This is a genomic window from Aquicella lusitana (genome assembly GCF_902459475.1).
GTDB lineage: Bacteria > Pseudomonadota > Gammaproteobacteria > DSM-16500 > DSM-16500 > Aquicella > Aquicella lusitana.
Genome location: NZ_LR699114.1, coordinates 636,290 through 653,836, shown reverse-complemented (window position 1 = coordinate 653,836; position 17,547 = coordinate 636,290). Strand labels below are relative to the sequence as shown.

Below are 17,547 nucleotides of genomic sequence, written 5' to 3'. Positions count from 1 at the left end.
ACGACAAAACTTCTAACCGTTCGCCCTGAGGAGGATTTATGAAAAAAAGATGGCTCATTTCTATCATGCTAATAACTGCATCCGCTTTATGTTTGCTGCCGCTTGCTTCTTTTGCTGTTAATTCTGAACGCGATCTTGCGCATTCAGATTCAGTTATCCGTTATCAAAGTCCTTATTCGGTCACTGAAACCCTTGACCGCATCAGCGAACGATTGTCTAAAAAAGGCGTGATCATTTTTGCCAGAATTAATTTCAGTAAGGATGCAAACAAAGCCGGCCTGATGCTGCCTGATGAGGAAATGCTTATTTTTGGCAACCCTAAAGCAGGCACGCTGCTGCTACAGGAAAACCCGCTGATTGGCCTCGATTTACCGCTTAAAATACTCGCCTGGCGCACATCGGATGGTATGACTCACCTGGCCTATCTCGCCCCAAGCGCCATCGCAAAACGCTATGGCATTAAAAAAAATAAAGCTGTTTTTATGCAAATGGACAAACTTTTTTCAACCATCCTAACTGATGTAACAGGCAAGCCAGCGAAGACATCAGAATAATAGAGGGTGTTTATTTAACTGTGCATCGGCTCGCTTAATGTTTGGGTGACTTTATGTTATTGATTTATAATAATATTATCTTAAAAAACCAGAATGTTTTATACTATTTCTAAATGCTCATGAAGATTGATTGAGGAGAAAAAAATGATGCGTATGCACATAAAAAGTTTCTTCGGCCAACTTGTTTTGACCCTATTTATCCTGACAGCTTCGAGTGTTGCCTGGTCAGAACAACAGATTGATACAGGCCTCAAAGGCAATTGGAAAGTAATTGCCTGCCAGCTCAATACGAAGTGGCTAGCAGACTCCATCTTTCGCGAATTCCGCTACAACATTACAGCTGACAACCGTTTTTATATAGAAAATGCCGACCTGACTTTCCCCAATTTCATGGGTGGTTTTCCAAAAAGCAAAACGGGAAAAATTGTGGTCGATGCCACCGCAACCCCACATACGATTGATCTGATTCCGGACGAAGGCCCTTATAAAGGCAAAGCATTCAAAGGTATTTACGAGCTGGATCACGACATTCTGAAATTGAATTTTGCTTTCCCAGACAAGCCCCGACCAACCAGTTTCACCGCACAACAAGGCGAGGTTTATGAAGTCTGGCAGCGCATTGGGTCCTAGCCGAATAGGTTACTGCCTTTGCCCTCTCCCGTCACGCGACTTGTTCGCAGGACCCAACAAACCCTTGAAGGGTTTAGGGACACATTTATTAACCACATAACTACTATTTATTGAACAGAACAAACTCGCTCGGTATACTAATTAGCCAATCTGGCATTCATTGATCGCGGACGAGTTTAAATTGTGCATCCTTTTTTAAAAACCCTGTTTTTGCTGGGCCTATCCAATACATTCATGACTTTTGCATGGTATGCGCATCTCAAAGAGGCAAGCCATAAAGCCCTTTGGATCGCTATTCTGGCGAGCTGGAGCATAGCGCTTTTTGAATACGTATTTCAGGTGCCTGCCAATCGCATTGGCTTTAACGCCGCGCACTTGAGCCTGGCTCAGCTTAAAATTCTGCAGGAAGTCATCACGCTGGCTGTTTTTGTACCCTTCGCGATTTTATACATGCGCCAACCGCTCAACTGGAATTTTCTGTGGGCAGGTTGCTGTCTCGCAGGTGCGGTTTTTTTCATTTTCCGTTAAGGCAAAAAAAACGACTGCTATTTTTTCTTTCGCAATAATTGTTCATGAAAGAAAATGCGCGCAGGCGGCAATTCCAAGAGTTCCGGCAAAAGCGCCAGCACCGCCTGACGCTTTTGTATAGTTTTTTCTGCATCAATAAATCGTGGTGCTTCATATTCCCGCACCTCAGCCGAGTCGACATTCAAGTCAATCACAAACGCATATTCAGGGATATCTGCATCATAAACACGGTACGATGTTAGCCCTTGTCGCTTCGCCTGACGCTTTAAATGCTTAAGGTTTTTACGCAGACGATTAGCGAACATGGACACTGCCTGCTGATCTTTTTCCGTGATTGCGCGCTTTGCCTGACGGATGCGGCGTACATTTTCTGCTTCAGGACTGTTATCCACAAACCACTCAGGTTCTATATCGAAGAGAAATAATCGGCAGGGCAAAGCACCATTAAAAAAAGCATAGGAACGTCGGGATCGCAAACCCATCTGCTTACCCAACTCAGGATTTCCAGTAAAAAGCGCAGCGTGCCAACCTTCAAAATGCTGCTTCAATCGTTCGCCCAGCAGGGCATACAATGTTTTTAATTCCTCAACTTCACCCAGCCGTTCGCCATAGGGTGGATTCACCACCACCAGCCCCGGTTTTGCATTGGGTTTGGGCACAAAAGCAGCCAACTCACGCTTTTCCACATGCACTTTTCCACGCAAACCGGCGCGTTCAATATTTTCAAACGCTGATTTGATGGCCTGAGGATCATGGTCGTAACCCACTATCACTGGCAAGTTTGCCATACCCTCTTGGCGTGCTTTTTCAGCTTCCGCGACCAATGTTTCCCAGCGCGCAGGCACATGCTTTTTCCAGCCCAGAAACCCAAAATAATGCCGCAGCAAGCCAGGCGCAATATTACCTGCAATCAGTGCGGCTTCAATTAACAGGGTTCCCGAGCCGCACATGGGATCCAGCAATGTTCCCTTTTCTTTTACTATTGTTTCCCAGCCGGATCGCAGCAGAATGGCAGCTGCCAGGTTTTCTTTCAGCGGGGCTTCCCCTCCACTCACGCGATAGTCCCGCTTATGCAAACTCTCGCCGGATAAGTCCAGACTGATAGCCGCCTGGTCTCGATGTAAATACACATACACACTGACCTGCGGCGCTTCGCGTGCTACACTGGGACGAACACCAAATTTTTCGCGAAACTGATCCACAATGGCATCTTTGACTTTTTGCGCACCGAACAACGAATGGGTAATAGCAGATTGCGCGCTGACAAAATGCACCGCCAGTGTTCCTTCGGGATCGATATGCTCTTCCCAGTTAATCGTTTGCACGCCAGCGTATAAAGCCTCGGGTGTGGCAGCAGGGAAAGTGGCAAGCGGCAGCAAAATGCGGTTTGCGAGTCGTGACCATAAACAAGCCTTATAAGCCAATGACAAGTCGCCTGTGAAAGCAACTCCCGCCCGTTTTTCCTTTACGTCTTTGGCACCTAATGCACGTAGTTCGTCTACGAGAAGCAGTTCAAGACCTTTGGGTGCGGTAGCAAAAAGAAGTTGTGCTTGATTGCTCAATTACTTTTCTCCATTTTGCAAAGACAGCTCATATGCCTTACCCAGTCCCTGCAGGACCAGATCAGGCAGAATCACATCAAATAATGATTTGTCTTTATATAACTGCGCGAACCCGCCTGTTCCGATGACCATTACCGGCTCATCAGCAAAAACTTCGCGTTTGTAGCCGGCAATGATTTCCTTAAGCGCGCCCAACTGACCATAATACAATCCCGCCTGAATGCTTTCACGCGTGGATCGCCCCAAATAAGCCGTTGCTGCTTCTATATCCACTTCCATTAATTTCGCTGTATTCAGTTTTAATGACTCCATGCCAAGCCGCATGCCCGGCAGGATGGTGCCACCCAGGTAATCCCGTTTTTTAGTGACGGCGCAAAGCGTCGTCGCTGTGCCCATATCGATGATGATCAGGTTTTTATTTGGAAAAGCATTAACAGCACCAATGGCATTTGCGATACGATCAGCGCCCACTTCATTTGGGTTTTTATATTTAATGTTCAATCCTGTTTTCACGCCTGCTTGCAACATAAAAATCGACGTGTCGAAATAAAGTGAAAACGTATGGCGTAGCGTGTAGTCGCAACTGGGCACAACCGAACTAATCGCTGTGGCATGGATATTTTCCGGCGCTATTTTTTTAGCCTGGAGGATATTCAGCAAAAAAATACCGAACTGGTCTGCGGTTCCAATCAAATGTGTCGCGTAACGAAAGCGCGCGATCAGTTTATCTTCGTCAAATATACCGCCCAAAATATGAGTATTGCCAACATCCAGGCACAACAGCATCTTCTTCTCCTTAATGTTCCAGATCTACAATGACGGGTTCGAGCGATTCAGATGCGTCAATGTGCGCGTAGGAAATGATAAAAATTTTATCGCCAATTTCCGCTTTTCTGGCGGCAGCGCCATTTAAACTAAAAATGCGGCTACCTGCTTTCCCTTTAATCGCATACGTTTCCAGGCGCTCGCCGTTATTTAAGTTCACTACCTGGACTTTTTCATTTTCACGAATGTTGGCCCGCTTCATGATGTCTTCGTCAATGGTAATGGAGCCCACATAAAATAATTCTTTCTGCGTGATAGTAGCATAAGCAATTTTCGATTTCAGTACGGTGATCAGCATAAAAGAAAGCGCTCCTTATTTATGAATAGAAATGTTATCAATGAGACGCACATCATCCAGCCAGACAGCGCCTAAACGTCGCTGCCATTTCTCCACAATATAATCGACCTTAAAACCCAAGGCCTTGAGCTGCTCTGCTATATGCTCGACCGGCTGGTGGCTTTGCAATAATTGTGGAAAATGCGCCGCCTTTTGCCGCTGCTCTGTGTTGAGCCTGGAATTACGTGAACTTAAAGCGAGCCCGTCTTCAGCCCGGATGGTCTCACACGGAACAATGTCGACAGGTAAAAAAAGCGCGGCCGCCATTTTTTTAACGAGCAGCAATTGCTGGTAATCCTTTTCGCCAAAATACGCACGCGCCGGTTGCACCAGATTCAGGAGTTTCAACACGACAGTCAACATACCGTTAAAATGTCCAGGGCGGTATTCACCTTCCAGTTCCCTGCTCATTTCAGTTTCAGTGAGCTGGATCTGGTAATGGTCTGGATATAATGATTCTGCATCCGGCAGCAGCAGATAATCCACCTGCTGTGAAGCGAGAATGGCAGTGTCCTGTTCCAGGGTGCGAGGATAAAGATCGAAATCACTCGCTTGATTAAATTGCGTTGGATTAACAAAAATACTGACCACCGTAATTTCATTCTCTCTGCGGGAACGCTCACACAGGCTCAAATGGCCTGCGTGCAAATGCCCCATCGTGGGAACAAAACCAATTGTTTTGCCCGCGCAAGCTTTACGTATTGCTTGCCAGGCATCAATTTTCGAAACAATGTTCATGCTGCGGAAACTCCCCTGATTTCACTGCACTGATATAGGTTTCAATACCTTGCTTTAATTGCTCGTAACCATTGACAAACGCTTTAACAAATTTGGGCTTAAAATCCTGATTCAAACCGAGCAGGTCCTGAAAGACGAGTACTTGACCATCGGTATCTGGGCCTGCACCAATGCCTATGGTGGGAACAGAAAGCTGCTGCGTGACAGTTTTTGCAAGTGGTGCAGGGACACATTCAAGCACAATGGCAAAACAGCCCGCTTCCTGCAAAATCAGTGCGTCTTCTTTTAACCGTGCTGCGCTTTCCTGTGTTTTGCCTTGCACCTTGTAGCCGCCAAGCGCATAAACCGATTGCGGGGTAAGCCCCAAATGACCCATCACAGGGATGCCCGATTCCGTCAAATGACGGACCAGTTTTGCATTGCCTGCAGCACATTCCAGTTTGACAGCATGCGCTCCTGCCTGCATCAATACCTGCGCAGCCGTTACATTTTTGCTGAGTGATTTTCGATAGCTTAAAAACGGCATATCGCCGACAATAAATTTATTCCCCGCGCCGCGACTCACTGCCGAGGTATGAAAGCACATCATCTCAAGCGTTGCTGAGAGTGTATCTTTGTAACCGTGCATCGTCATGGCAACACTATCGCCTACCAGTAAACAATCCACCGGCGTCTCCGCCAAAAGACGGGCGCTGGTATAATCATAACAAGTAATCATGCTGATTTTATCGCCCTTTTGTTTCTTGGTATAAAAATCCAAAACGTTCATATCGACCCTCGCTCTTTCAATTGCTGGAAACAATGGACAAAACTTTTATATACCTCCTGAAAAGGATCTGACGCCAATGCAGCGAGGTTTTTTTCGATGGTATCAATATCATTGCGTGTTAACGGACCGGAAAGCGCACTGGCAGGGTCACTGACCAAGTTGTGCATTTGCTGAAAAAGATAAGGGTGCGCAATCAAAGCAGGCAGATTTAATTCTTTCTCAAAAGCTTGAAACAACTTTTGCCACAACAGTGAACTAAAGTTACCGCTCAATACACAAAACGCATGATACTTGGATTTCAGGGAAGTATGGAGCCTCACATGTTGATTTGGAATGCCCGGCAACAACTCTGTAAAATCAGGTGCATCATGGTCAATGACAAACGGAATCTGATGATATTGTTCCAAACTATAGAGACTTGTATTGAAAGTCATTAAGGGATGAGCGCCGCAGGCAAGCGGGCTCACAAGACACCCGGAGAAATGGATTTTTAAAGCGGAGGTATCTGCCAAGTGTTGAAGAATAAATGCGTCAATCGCACTGTCCTTGATTAATAACAGAATGTGCGAAGCACGATCACGCAGTTGCTCGAGCCTTGCGATCGGCTCATGGCGATGCCAGTGATCAAAGCTGATATTAAGCTGGGAAAAATAATGACGCAGATGACGTGCTACACGGCCATTGCCGATAAGGAGATAATGCGGTACTTGTCTCATGATCAAGTCCTAAAGCCACACAGGGCGGCAACTCTTTAACAATATTACGTCATGTCTCTGCCCTGCCGAGGGTCAGATCGGGAGTTAATGTATAGGATGCCGCCGATTAATGCAAGTAGGGATAAAAACCCTGTGGCTAGTGACAGGGTTTATGCGATTGTTAATTTTGCAGGTTAGGCACCTTCCGTCTGCCCGAAAGATTTTCATTCTTCTCCATCCCTGTTGCCGCCTCATGAAGCATTTCCAGGTCTATTAATGACTTTTGATGATGAACATCAGTAGCCAGTTTTTTTATGGCCTGGAAAAGGATTTTTTGGGGAGAGAGCGGCGCGCAGGAAGGAAATAAATTGAAAGCACTGACGCCATGATTCTTATTCGTAGAAACGACTTTCGCCAAAGCGGCCAGGATTTCGTTTTCGCTTTGAAAATCATCTAATGCTTGAAGAATCTGCTTCATTTCATTCAGCGCAGGCATGAATTTTTTATTTTTAGAAGCGGACGATTTGGCCTGCCAATAGTTATCAGCATGAATAATCCTGCTCAACTTATCGATCAGCGCGGTGGAAGTAAAACGAGATTGGCTCAGATCTGAATGCGGATCAGCCTTAATTTCTGATATATCTTCCTCAGATTGCAGCAGCTTTTCTTTTTTATGGCCTAGCTGAATGATGGGTAATGCGGTAGACGTGACTTTAGTTTCTTCAGCCACTGTACCGACATAACCGCCGAGCAAAACGGGTGAACTCAATGATAATTTTTTATCTTGTACGGGTTGCTTAGTGTTGGCCTGAGAAGAAAGCATTCTGCTAAATAATTGTCTTGCCTCTTCTTCATCTTCACTACCGACAGCGAAATAATTCTGACAACCATTGGCCATGTCATTTAATGGTTGAATACTGTGATAATCGAGATTAAGCAATTGAAGTAGAAACCCGGCCAAATCTGGGTGAAGTTTGTTAAAACTATCCAGTTTTTTCAGCTCATCAATAATATTAGTATAGTCAGACACCACATCCTGATAATGTGCATCCGCATCCTCATATCGTCTCTCAAAATTCCTTGTGTTCCTTATCATTCGACGAACTACAAATTCCTGCAAGTCAGGATGGCAGAGTTGCAAGATGGTAAGGGCTAACGCAAAGTGGTCGTTTAATCTGTCGCGTACTAACCGGCTCAAATCCGGGACTCTCTTTTGCTTCGCGATTTCATATAAGGAGATGGGATGCAGATAACCTTTGTCTGAGAAATTTGATGGTGACAGGGGAGCTTGTTCAGGACCATTGTGATAATAAGTAGCGGCTCCCAAGTCTGTTAACTGTAATTCTCCGCTACTCTTGAGCAACAAATTTTCCGGTTTAAGGTCGACAATAAAACAACTGATTGCATGTAATGCACAAACCTCTCTAACAAGCGATTTAATATAAAATCCGTGTTCTTTTCATCATTTGTTAGCGATGATTTGCGGATGGACTTTATCAATTTTATTCCATTACCAAAATCAGCTAATGGCAGCGCCTGATAAATCTGGTCTTCTTCACGTTTGTTTTTCTTGTGGCTGGCAAAAAGCACGATAGGCAAATCTGCCGCCAGTGCCTTGGAAGATTTAAGTTTTTCATGCAATTCCAATTCCTTCTCAGCCATTTCTAAAACATTTTTACGATCCTGTTCGGTCGTTTCTAACAAAGCAGAACTTGACTTAACCTTCCGCACGGCAATAAAACGTTTGTAATCTTTATTATTATTTAACTGCGGTGTTTCTTCACTTGCCAACAACCTTCCTAACACAACTTTAGCGTAGGTACCCTCACCCAATACGACCTTAAAAGGTGCTGACTCCACTTTATCGTCACGAATAAAATTCTTTTCACTGAAGCCCGGGCACGCTTTCATTATTTCGCGTTTTTCACTTTCGGAAACCCGATGCACCAGTTCAGCCTGAAGGTCAGGATCGTGATCTGAAACAATAATGGAACGGCCTTTTTTACTTCTTGAAGTCAAGTCCAGCCTGGATTCGCTAGCTGTCAGTTTTAGGTTGGTTTTGTGTGATTGCATGATTTTTATCAGTAAGTTATTAAAATTGATCTGCAAAAATATACCAGAGGATTGTTAATGCAATATTAATGCTTAATAAAACAAGCTTGTACACGCAAGTAGCAGGCGCTTTAAAATGCATTAATATTCAAAAGGTTATTAAAAACTCTCCTATTCACACCAATCAAGACCCCGGCCTTGCCGTCTAATCCAATCAAAAATAAAGAAAAAAGCGCAACAATATAGAACTAAAAACCGTCAACTATACTTAAAACAGTTATTTAACAAAATAATAAAAATCCAAAAATTAGGCGGAGAGGAGCATGGTGCCAACCCCATCTAAATTTGGTTCTTTTAATGAAGAAGGCTGGACCAATTCTAAAAAAACTTTTCTATCAAGACTGGAAAACCTGGTCATTGATAATGACATAGAGGTAAAAAAACTAGAATCACAATTGAGAAAAATGAAAGAAACAGATCCGAAAAATTTAAATGAAGTTGAAAGAAGTGCTTTGCTAAACAATATTCATGAGCTTGAATCACAATTAGCATCCAAAGAAAATCACCTGAAAAGCATCCAACTATTTGCAGCTGAAATTACAAAAGAGGTCGAGATATTTTCCAATGCGTTAAAAGAAGTATCTGATACACAAGGTTCAGTGGATGCGCTTAATAGTTTTCAACGTGCCTTAAATAATGTCATGGCATGTCTTGTCAAATTTGATGCCTTCAGAAAAAATGAACTTGGCAACGAAATAAAAGGCGGCGTTGTGTTGTGGTCTAAAATCAACCAACGCTATGCGGGCCTACTCGCACAAGCAGATAATAAAACGACACTGGAAGGCTCCTTGGCTGGCAGTTTATTTGATGGCATTTCATGGGGAATAGGATGGAGCACCAATCCGGAAAATCTCCTGAAACAATTTTGGATGAAAATGTCTATTGAAATAGCAAACACCGCAGACCAAGATGTGGAACTGCACGCCTTCGGGCAAGTCGTCAGAGAGAGTGCATTTTATACCGATGAATGGCCCAGGATAGAGGCAAAAATCAAAGAAGACGAAGGATTTAAAGGGCTTTATTTAACCAAGCATTTGTTGGTTGAAGAAATCGCAAAAGACAATGATATCTATCTGCTTGAGAATCCACTCACAGAGGATGAATTGAAAGAAGCCAAATACAATAATTGCTACATTTTTTCTAAAGTGCCTCCTTCACTTATCTATATCAGTAATGGGATAGCAGAATCGCTTGTTATAACTGATTCCTATCCTAATCAATTCCAGAATGCAATTAAAAAAATGAAGAGCAGCAATCAACCGCTTGATAAAGGTGATGACCTAAGTAAAAAAGGTGGGCCGCTCATACGAGAATATTCATTCTCAACAGTGCTGAGAAGTTTTATCAATAAAAACCCGGGACACCAGGTAAGCAAAGGGCTAAATGTAATCAGAGGGAAAAAAGTCAGTGTATTAGACCAACATGAATTGGAAGCACATATTCTTGAACAGGACAATCTTTTTAAAAGTGTACAACAGGTTTGGCAAGACTTCCAAACAAAAGAAGGCAAAGAAGATGAGGCTGCAAAAGTGCAAAGGCGAAAAGAATCTACTTTAAATGCATCTCAAACTCTCAGCCCTGATAACAATCCGGAATCAAAAGACGCTCATTCACCTCTCACCCCTCCTCCCACAAGGGACATTAATGTCAATCAGCTTACCAAAAGTCCAAAAGTGAGAAGAACGCTCGATGAACAGCAAAAAATGTCGCAGCGAAGTGAAAATTGGCTCAGAAGAAGCCTTGGATCAACTTCACCTATACCCGCAAGGCGTAAAACGGCTGAAGCGACACCCATGTCCACGAGGGAAATACAAGATTTTCTAAAAAGCCAACAAAAAGTGGCGCCTGGTGAGGAAGAAAAACAGTTTATGTTCCGAACAGAAATGTTAAAGATTGCCTTGCGAGAAGGTATACGCCTTGCCAACGAAAAAAGAGAAAGCGCAGGAGACAAAGATATTGTTGATCAAGCTCAGCAATTAAGAAAGAAATTTACCGACGAAGCCGAGGAAATTATTTCAGAACATCAACTTGGATTAAATCTGGACAAGCAATACGGCGGTACAAAAATAAGAACAAGAGAGCTTATTTCTTCGCAACACATGAACGCCAATTTTGCCAAGATTATCGGTGATACATTTTTATGCCAGCTGGCTATAAATACAAGTTTCTTAAATGCAGAAATACGCAACTGTTTAATGCGGCACATTGATCAGTTGGATGACATATCCATTTTGACAGATAATACTGCCTGGATCAAAAGCGTCAATGATGCCATAGAAAATGCCAAATCCAAGGACGAACTGGGTTTAAAATTGGCAGAAAAGTTTAGTGAATTAAATATTCGACTAGATGAAAATGAAATACGGTCGCTTGTTGATACCATATCAAATGATAAAACCCAAAAAAGCCATGTCGACATAGATAATGAAGTCGCTAAATTACAGCTTTTTTATAACGAAATTGAAAAAGAGCGGGAAGCTTTGTTGCGTGAATTAAAATCGCAACCTGCCATGACAACTGATCGTTCTGGTAGCACTTCCAATAATGAATATATGAAGTTAATGAATTTATATCACGATCTTACTAAAACCGTTCAGGATAAATTAGCCGCCACGACCAATGAAGATAAAGAACAAGCAGAAAAATTACAAAGCATGGCAACCATGATTAAAAAAATCAGCAGCCTAAATGATTATACTGAATTTTTACCTATGGATGCTGTAGAAAGTGATTTAAGGAACCATAAAAAACAACTCGATATGGATCAAATCAATAAGTTGAACGCATTCAAACGTATACCGTTAGATAAAGAAGGAATTAAAGGAAATTCGCTTTTAATGCCGCTTATTGAATGTCAAAATGATTTCAGAAAACTGGAGCAAAAACATCCTGTCTATTTAAACCAATTGAATGCGATTCAAGCGTGTCTGGCAAATATTAAATATGAAATGAATAAGACTTCACCGACATCCATAGCCAGTATTTTAGAATGGCTTTATGCGCTCAAGAATTTAAATACCGCCATAGCTTCCGGCCTCCCTGGAAACCAAACAACGTCCCCGCAGGACACTCCTGGCAAATATTCTCGAAAAATTGAAACCGCCATTAATGAGGCGATTGAAAACATTGAAAATACCCATAAAGCAGAAGCCGACGTGAAAAATTCATTTCGCCCTCACACCTAGGATCATCATAACCCGATGAAAAATATAATAAAAATTTATTTACCTACCCACCCTTCCTTCATGTAAAATTGCCTTTAAATTATTAACACACACATCGTCATTTAAAATGAAAAACTACCTGCTTGTCGCAAACGGCAATTTTTTAGTGAGGGAAATTATCACTGAAGCTGCCATGAACAGTGTTATTGTAGCGCTGGATGGAGCGGCAGACAGGCTGATCCGCTTGGGAATTCAACCTGATCTCATATTGGGCGACTTTGATTCTATCGATTCTCAATCGCTGGCGAGTCGCCAGCATTCTGTCGTACTTGCAAACGATCAAAGCCTGACCGATCTCGTCAAAGCAATTCGCTATTGCGACGATCAGCAAGCAGCGAGCATTACATTGGTGTGTGCCACAGGCGGACGTCTCGATCATCATGAAGGTGCCATTCGCTCATTACGCACTGAATACAAAAACAAGCGGCCCCTGCTTTTGCATACTGAGCAACAAACTCTACGCTATGCCCGTGATGAATGCATCACCCTGTACGGCATGCCAGGCGATAAATGCGGCATCATGGCATTCCCTCGTGGTATTTTTTCTTCGCAAGGCCTTAGTTATGATGTTACCGATTATCCGTTACATTTTGGCTACTCGGAAAGCATCTGCAATTCCCTGATGAGTGACCGGGCTTTTTTGGACATTCGAGGTGAAGCTTTACTGATCATGCCGCCTATGCTGGCATCTCAGCGCAGCTTCATGCAAAAAAGCCAGATTGAACGCTTGGAAATGCAATTAAGAGATGTGAAAATGTGCGAAACTAACTTGAGAATAATAAATGACTGAAAACAACAACCTCTTAACCGTAGATAAAGATCTTATATATTGCCCGCTCTCCCTTAATATCATGCGCTATCCCGTGCTGGCATCAGATGGTTATCATTATGAACTTGCTGTGCTACTGGAAAGCATAACAAGATTGGGTCCTATTAGTCCCATGACTAAAGAACCACTAACTGGTTTTTGTATGGATCTGCATCTGAAAAACACGCTTGACCATAATTTCAAGAATGATTCATCGCGGTATGACGAGTATGATAAACAAGCTGTCCTCAAAACACTCTCAGCTTATTTTAACCCGTCTTTAAAATGGAAATCTTCCGTCGGTAAATCCATTCTAACTGGTGGCGTAGTCGGATGCGCGACCCTGCTACTCATTCTTGAATCCAACAGTCATCAGGCTGATGATCGCAACGAAAACGCCTGGAATACTACCTTATCATTTCAGTTTGCATTCGCAAGCGCTGCTATCGATTATCTTATTCGATCGGCCAGCGGCCATCGTTTTGGATTATTTGGCGGTTTATTCAAAGCTCTCTCTTACGCAGAGCACGCATTGAGACCGAATTTTCTCAGGCTGCTAGATGAGGAGGAGGAAAGGCTGCACCATATCATCTAACAGGCTTCCTGCGGTGCTGGTTACTATGCTACCGCGCGTTCGTCGACCGACCTTTCCCGGCTGCCTCGCCCTATTCCATAGTAATCAAAACCGCTCTCGTGCATTTGCTTGGGATCATACTGATTACGGCCATCCAGAATAATACGGCGGCGCATGCGGTTTTTCATCATGGCGAGATCCGGGTAGCAGAATGGTTTCCATTCGGTGACAAGTGCGAGCGCATCCGCTTCATTCAACGCATCGTACTGATGCTCAGTGAGCACAAGCTTGCCTGATGCAAACCATTCTTCCGGCATGGTTTGCCGCGCTTGAGGCATGGCAGCGGGATCGTATGCCCGCACTTGCGCTCCGCGCCTGATGCATTCTTCAATCAAGACAAGAGAGGAAGCTTCACGCATATCATCGGTGCCAGGCTTGAACGCAAGTCCCCACACGCCAATTGTCACGCCGGAAAGGTCTTCGCCAAACAGACGAATGATTTTTTCCGGAAGAAGGCGCTTCTGCGCAAAGTTCCGGTTTTCAACAGCTTGCAGAATGAGCGGATGAACGCCATGTCCTTCCGCCATCTTCATCAATGCGCGCACATCTTTGGGGAAGCAGGAGCCGCCATAACCACAGCCGGAATTGAGAAAAGCATTGCCAATACGCGAATCAGAGCCAATACCGATGCGCACATTTTCTATATCCACCCCCATGCGTTCGCAGAGTAGCGCCATTTCATTCATAAAGGATATGCGCGTAGCGAGCATGGCGTTTGCTGCATACTTGGTCATTTCCGCATCTTTGACATTCATAAAATAGATGCGCTCAGGATTGCGTAAAATTGGCAGGTATAAATCCAGCATTACATTTTTGGCATTATTGGACTCAAGCCCAACAATCACCCGGTCTGGCCGCATAAAATCCTCGATCGCAGCACCTTCACGCAAAAACTCGGGATTGCTGACCACATCAAAATCAATGTCGAGGTGGCGCTGTTTCAGAGCCTGTTGAATAATCTGTTTAACCTGATCGGCCATACCCACTGGCACGGTCGATTTATCCACGATAACGCAATACTGTTTGATATGGTTACCAATATCGCGCGCCGCCTCCAACACATATTTTATGTCCGCCGACCCGTCTTTATCGCTGGGTGTGCCAACCGCAATGAAAATCACGTGAGGGTCCATGCCAATTGATGACAGCGAAGTAGCAAAACGCAACCGGTCTTCCTGCATATTGGACATGACCATCTGTTCAAGGCCAGGCTCATAAATAGGCAGAATACCTTTCTTCAGGTTCGCAATTTTTTGTTCGTTGACGTCTACGCATGTGACATGATTACCTAATTCCGCAAAACAGGCTCCTGTCACTAGACCAACATATCCTGCTCCAATGACGGTGATATTCAATTTCGTTTGCTCCTATGAATTGATTTTATAAATAACAACACGGTCTCCACGTTCATTGCTAAAGACCTGCACAGGTTTCAAATGGATGGCTTGCACGAAAGGTGCAACTTGCTTTTCCTGCTTTTTAGCCAGCCGCAGGGCAACATAATCGTATTGCTTCCATTTATCATCCGCAATCATATTCAAATCTGAATATTGGCGCATATTTTTAAAAATGGAATAGCCAAAATGCTGTGAGTAATACATGAGTAGATTATCATTGGCATAAAGCCTGGCCTCTTGAGGCACATTTTTTGCCAGCCAGCTTCCCGCCTCATGAATATAATTTTTAGAATAACCAAAATCGATAATGCCGCCGATGGAGGAAACCAGCATCAGGACGCCTGCAAGCAGCAGCACGAAACGGGAACGCAAATGCGGCCATTTCTGGAACAAGTCATCCAGTGCAAAAGGCACCCATAGCATCAACACCAGAGAAAATGCCATCAGATAGCGCTTGGTCAGGAAAAAATGTTCCAGCAAAAAGCCCAGCGTGACCATGATGTTGATACCAACATAACCCGCCAGCACGATCAGAGCTGAGCGATCAAAACGGGTACTTTTGCGCAGCCAGGCATAAGCCACCAGCAATGCATATCCCCATGAAAGGTTTCCCACCACACTAATGACATACCAGGCACCGAGCGCTAAACATAAAATAAGGCCTGCGTCTTTGAGCGCGTCACCAGGAAGCACATATTGCGCCAGTGATATTCTCGATGTGTCGAATTTCTCGATAATCATGGTAAGCCCATGTCTGAACTGAGCAGGCACTTCTGCGACCCGGCCCAGCTGATCCAGGCTCTGCTGCGGGTGCAATAGCAGCCAGGCGGATAATAAAAAGCAAATAGCAAGCAGCGGTACATTGAGCATGAAAAATAATCTCACTCGCGCTCGCAAAGAAAGATGCACACAAAAGAAAGCTAAAAAGGGCAGCAACACAAGAAAAACTGCGCCTTCAATGCGAAACAGTGTCGCAACCAACAGGCTCATGCTAAAAGTCAGCGCACGTTTCCATTGCGGCTGACGAAAGCAATGTATCAGAAGCCATATCGAAGCAAGATAAAAGGCCCAAAATCCATGGTCGCGTACAATGTATTCGCGCACGCTGTTGAATTCATGCGCCAATAAAATCACAAACGCGGCAAACCACATGACTCGCCGGGATCCACCTAATGCCTTCACAATAAAAATAAACGCAGTGACAGAGATCAGTGAAAAGAAACCATTTAACACTAGCGCCGCACTGGTATACGTCAAGTGACTGAGTCGCACAAACCCATAAATTAATGCGGAATAAAAAGGCCAATGCGCCTGCCCGCAAAGCTGCATGGCGCCTTTGATGCCGGATTCAGCCATTATTTGGGCGCTGAGTAAGTAGCAGATTGCATCGGTGTTAATAACGGTTTCACGATGGCCTATCCAGCTGGACAATAAAATGCTCGCAGCAATTGCAAAAACATACAGTAACGCATCGTGCCGCTCAAATGCCGGGAGCTGTTTCATGCAATAATCGCCTCCAGTGAACGCTTGAAATCAAGCGCGAGCTCAGGATGTTTTAATGCATAAGCGACTGTCGCCTCCAGATAGCCCAACTTGCTGCCACAATCATATCGCTTGCCCTGGAAACGATAGGCATAAACCGATTCATTGTTAAGCAGCTCAGCAATAGCATCGGTCAGTTGAATTTCTCCACCTGAGCCTTTGCTGGTATTCTCAAGCAGCGTAAAGATCCGGGGAGTCAAAATATATCGACCCACTACACCCAGATCGGAAGGAGCTTGCTGCGGATGGGGTTTTTCTACAATGCCCTGAATGGCAATCAGCATGCCTTCTGAAGCAGCGACGTCCACAATACCGTACTTGCGCGTTTCTTCCGGTTCAATTTTTTGAACCGCAATAACGCTGGCCTGCTTTTCGGCGAATAGCTCTACCATCTGTTTAAGACAAGGGACCGATCCGCCATCGATCAAGTCATCGGCCAGCAGCACAGCAAAAGGTTCGTTCATCACCAATTGCTTGGCACATAAAACCGCATGCCCAAGCCCTTGCGGCGATTTCTGGCGAATATAAGCGCAGGATACTCCCTCCGGCAAAATTCCCCGCACAATATCGAGTAATTCTTGCTTGCCGCGCTCTTGCAGCGTCGCTTCCAGTTCGAAGTTGGAATCAAAGTGGTCTTCGATCGCCCGCTTGCTGCTGTTTGTCACAAAAATCAGCTCGGTGATACCGGCAGCTACCGCTTCTTCCACCGCATATTGGATAAGCGGTTTATCCACAATCGGCAGCATTTCTTTTGGGTTTGCCTTAGTCGCGGGCAAGAACCGGGTGCCTAGCCCCGCAACAGGAAAAATTGCTTTACTAATCTTCATCATAGAGATTATCGGTGTATTGGGTAAACAAATAGTGGGCAGCATCTTATCATAATAAAAGGCTAGAAAACATGGCTATCCTCGCCCTCGTTGCTGTAAAGGTTAGGTAATTCGCTGATGAAACTGCACCTGTCATTGCGAGCATAGCGAAGCAATCCAGACCTCCTTCGATATAAACCGCAAAAAAATAAGAAAAAGCGTTCACAAAGCTGTCATCCTGAGCGAAGCGAAGGATCTCCTTTTGTACATCGGGAGATCCTTCGCTTCGCTCAGGATGACAGCATTATCGAGCATTTTGTAAAATGGCCAAAGTCCAACTAGCACCGAAAAACCTGGATTGCTTCGCTATGCTCGCAAGGAGGCAA

The 17,547-nt window shown here is 44.3% G+C and carries 17 protein-coding genes; 6 read left to right on the top strand and 11 right to left on the bottom strand.

Annotated features, from left to right (window positions below):
* The first annotated feature begins 38 nt into the window (after positions 1-38).
* From AQUSIP_RS03025 to AQUSIP_RS03015, 3 genes are all read left to right on the top strand, one after another.
* A complete protein-coding gene (locus AQUSIP_RS03025) occupies positions 39-554 on the top strand; it encodes a DUF302 domain-containing protein (RefSeq protein WP_114833576.1) in 516 nt (171 codons plus the stop codon).
* Positions 555-698: 144 nt separating this feature from the next.
* Positions 699-1,184 (top strand): TIGR03067 domain-containing protein, encoded by a 486-nt coding sequence (locus tag AQUSIP_RS03020; RefSeq protein ID WP_114833577.1) that lies wholly within the window; start codon positions 699-701, stop codon positions 1,182-1,184.
* 183 nt (positions 1,185-1,367) lie between these two features.
* Complete coding sequence (locus AQUSIP_RS03015; protein ID WP_114833578.1) at positions 1,368-1,712, top strand: DMT family protein; 345 nt, start codon at positions 1,368-1,370, stop codon at positions 1,710-1,712.
* Between the two features lie 17 nt (positions 1,713-1,729).
* Here the strand turns inward: AQUSIP_RS03015 and rlmKL are convergent, their stop codons facing one another.
* The 8 genes from rlmKL to AQUSIP_RS02975 form a co-directional block, all read right to left on the bottom strand.
* A complete protein-coding gene (gene rlmKL / locus AQUSIP_RS03010; protein ID WP_114833579.1) occupies positions 1,730-3,274 on the bottom strand; it encodes a bifunctional 23S rRNA (guanine(2069)-N(7))-methyltransferase RlmK/23S rRNA (guanine(2445)-N(2))-methyltransferase RlmL in 1,545 nt (514 codons plus the stop codon).
* Positions 3,275-4,060 carry a type III pantothenate kinase gene (locus AQUSIP_RS03005; RefSeq protein WP_114833580.1) on the bottom strand — a complete coding sequence of 262 codons (786 nt, stop codon included), beginning with the start codon at positions 4,058-4,060 and terminating at the stop codon, positions 3,275-3,277.
* A gap of 10 nt (positions 4,061-4,070) precedes the next feature.
* Complete coding sequence (gene panD / locus AQUSIP_RS03000) at positions 4,071-4,397, bottom strand: aspartate 1-decarboxylase (RefSeq protein ID WP_114833581.1); 327 nt, start codon at positions 4,395-4,397, stop codon at positions 4,071-4,073.
* A gap of 15 nt (positions 4,398-4,412) precedes the next feature.
* Positions 4,413-5,174 carry a pantoate--beta-alanine ligase gene (gene panC / locus AQUSIP_RS02995; RefSeq protein WP_114833582.1) on the bottom strand — a complete coding sequence of 254 codons (762 nt, stop codon included), beginning with the start codon at positions 5,172-5,174 and terminating at the stop codon, positions 4,413-4,415.
* On the bottom strand, positions 5,152-5,943 hold the full coding sequence (gene panB / locus AQUSIP_RS02990) for a 3-methyl-2-oxobutanoate hydroxymethyltransferase (protein WP_114833583.1): 792 nt from the start codon (positions 5,941-5,943) through the stop codon (positions 5,152-5,154). Before panB ends, panC begins: the two co-directional genes overlap by 23 nt.
* Positions 5,940-6,659, bottom strand: coding sequence for a DUF2520 domain-containing protein (locus AQUSIP_RS02985; protein ID WP_114833584.1), 720 nt, complete (start codon positions 6,657-6,659; stop codon positions 5,940-5,942). Before AQUSIP_RS02985 ends, panB begins: the two co-directional genes overlap by 4 nt.
* A gap of 160 nt (positions 6,660-6,819) precedes the next feature.
* The gene (locus AQUSIP_RS02980; protein ID WP_332066535.1) at positions 6,820-8,040 is read right to left on the bottom strand and encodes a protein kinase family protein; all 1,221 of its coding nucleotides are present in this window, start codon (positions 8,038-8,040) and stop codon (positions 6,820-6,822) included.
* Positions 7,971-8,711 (bottom strand): hypothetical protein, encoded by a 741-nt coding sequence (locus AQUSIP_RS02975; protein ID WP_114833586.1) that lies wholly within the window; start codon positions 8,709-8,711, stop codon positions 7,971-7,973. Before AQUSIP_RS02975 ends, AQUSIP_RS02980 begins: the two co-directional genes overlap by 70 nt.
* 302 nt (positions 8,712-9,013) lie before the next feature.
* Here AQUSIP_RS02975 and AQUSIP_RS02970 point away from each other — a divergent pair, with 302 nt between their 5' ends.
* From AQUSIP_RS02970 to AQUSIP_RS02960, 3 genes are all read left to right on the top strand, one after another.
* On the top strand, positions 9,014-11,935 hold the full coding sequence (locus AQUSIP_RS02970; protein ID WP_114833587.1) for a hypothetical protein: 2,922 nt from the start codon (positions 9,014-9,016) through the stop codon (positions 11,933-11,935).
* Between the two features lie 106 nt (positions 11,936-12,041).
* On the top strand, positions 12,042-12,764 hold the full coding sequence (locus tag AQUSIP_RS02965; RefSeq protein WP_114833588.1) for a thiamine diphosphokinase: 723 nt from the start codon (positions 12,042-12,044) through the stop codon (positions 12,762-12,764).
* A complete protein-coding gene (locus AQUSIP_RS02960; RefSeq protein ID WP_114833589.1) occupies positions 12,757-13,377 on the top strand; it encodes a U-box domain-containing protein in 621 nt (206 codons plus the stop codon). Before AQUSIP_RS02965 ends, AQUSIP_RS02960 begins: the two co-directional genes overlap by 8 nt.
* Before the next feature lie 23 nt (positions 13,378-13,400).
* On the opposite strand, the gene AQUSIP_RS02955 is transcribed toward AQUSIP_RS02960, so the two are convergent.
* From AQUSIP_RS02955 to galU, 3 genes are read right to left on the bottom strand one after another with little or no spacing between them, the layout of a single operon-like run.
* A complete protein-coding gene (locus AQUSIP_RS02955) occupies positions 13,401-14,771 on the bottom strand; it encodes a UDP-glucose dehydrogenase family protein (RefSeq protein ID WP_114833590.1) in 1,371 nt (456 codons plus the stop codon).
* Between the two features lie 12 nt (positions 14,772-14,783).
* On the bottom strand, positions 14,784-16,316 hold the full coding sequence (locus AQUSIP_RS02950; protein WP_114833591.1) for a hypothetical protein: 1,533 nt from the start codon (positions 16,314-16,316) through the stop codon (positions 14,784-14,786).
* Positions 16,313-17,185, bottom strand: coding sequence for a UTP--glucose-1-phosphate uridylyltransferase GalU (gene galU / locus AQUSIP_RS02945; protein ID WP_114833647.1), 873 nt, complete (start codon positions 17,183-17,185; stop codon positions 16,313-16,315). The genes AQUSIP_RS02950 and galU overlap by 4 nt, the downstream gene beginning before the upstream one ends.
* Between the last annotated feature and the right edge of the window lie 362 nt (positions 17,186-17,547).

What these genes read in the sequence shown, in the direction of transcription:
- AQUSIP_RS03025 (WP_114833576.1), top strand. Translation starts at nt 39, where the DNA reads ATGAAAAAAAGATGGCTCATTTCTATCATGCTAATAACTGCATCCGCT.
- AQUSIP_RS03020 (WP_114833577.1), top strand. Translation starts at nt 699, where the DNA reads ATGATGCGTATGCACATAAAAAGTTTCTTCGGCCAACTTGTTTTGACC.
- AQUSIP_RS03005 (WP_114833580.1), bottom strand. Translation starts at nt 4,060, where the DNA reads ATGCTGTTGTGCCTGGATGTTGGCAATACTCATATTTTGGGCGGTATA.
- panD (WP_114833581.1), bottom strand. Translation starts at nt 4,397, where the DNA reads ATGCTGATCACCGTACTGAAATCGAAAATTGCTTATGCTACTATCACG.
- panC (WP_114833582.1), bottom strand. Translation starts at nt 5,174, where the DNA reads ATGAACATTGTTTCGAAAATTGATGCCTGGCAAGCAATACGTAAAGCT.
- panB (WP_114833583.1), bottom strand. Translation starts at nt 5,943, where the DNA reads ATGAACGTTTTGGATTTTTATACCAAGAAACAAAAGGGCGATAAAATC.
- AQUSIP_RS02985 (WP_114833584.1), bottom strand. Translation starts at nt 6,659, where the DNA reads ATGAGACAAGTACCGCATTATCTCCTTATCGGCAATGGCCGTGTAGCA.
- AQUSIP_RS02975 (WP_114833586.1), bottom strand. Translation starts at nt 8,711, where the DNA reads ATGCAATCACACAAAACCAACCTAAAACTGACAGCTAGCGAATCCAGG.
- AQUSIP_RS02970 (WP_114833587.1), top strand. Translation starts at nt 9,014, where the DNA reads ATGGTGCCAACCCCATCTAAATTTGGTTCTTTTAATGAAGAAGGCTGG.
- AQUSIP_RS02965 (WP_114833588.1), top strand. Translation starts at nt 12,042, where the DNA reads ATGAAAAACTACCTGCTTGTCGCAAACGGCAATTTTTTAGTGAGGGAA.
- AQUSIP_RS02960 (WP_114833589.1), top strand. Translation starts at nt 12,757, where the DNA reads ATGACTGAAAACAACAACCTCTTAACCGTAGATAAAGATCTTATATAT.
- AQUSIP_RS02950 (WP_114833591.1), bottom strand. Translation starts at nt 16,316, where the DNA reads ATGAAACAGCTCCCGGCATTTGAGCGGCACGATGCGTTACTGTATGTT.
- galU (WP_114833647.1), bottom strand. Translation starts at nt 17,185, where the DNA reads ATGATGAAGATTAGTAAAGCAATTTTTCCTGTTGCGGGGCTAGGCACC.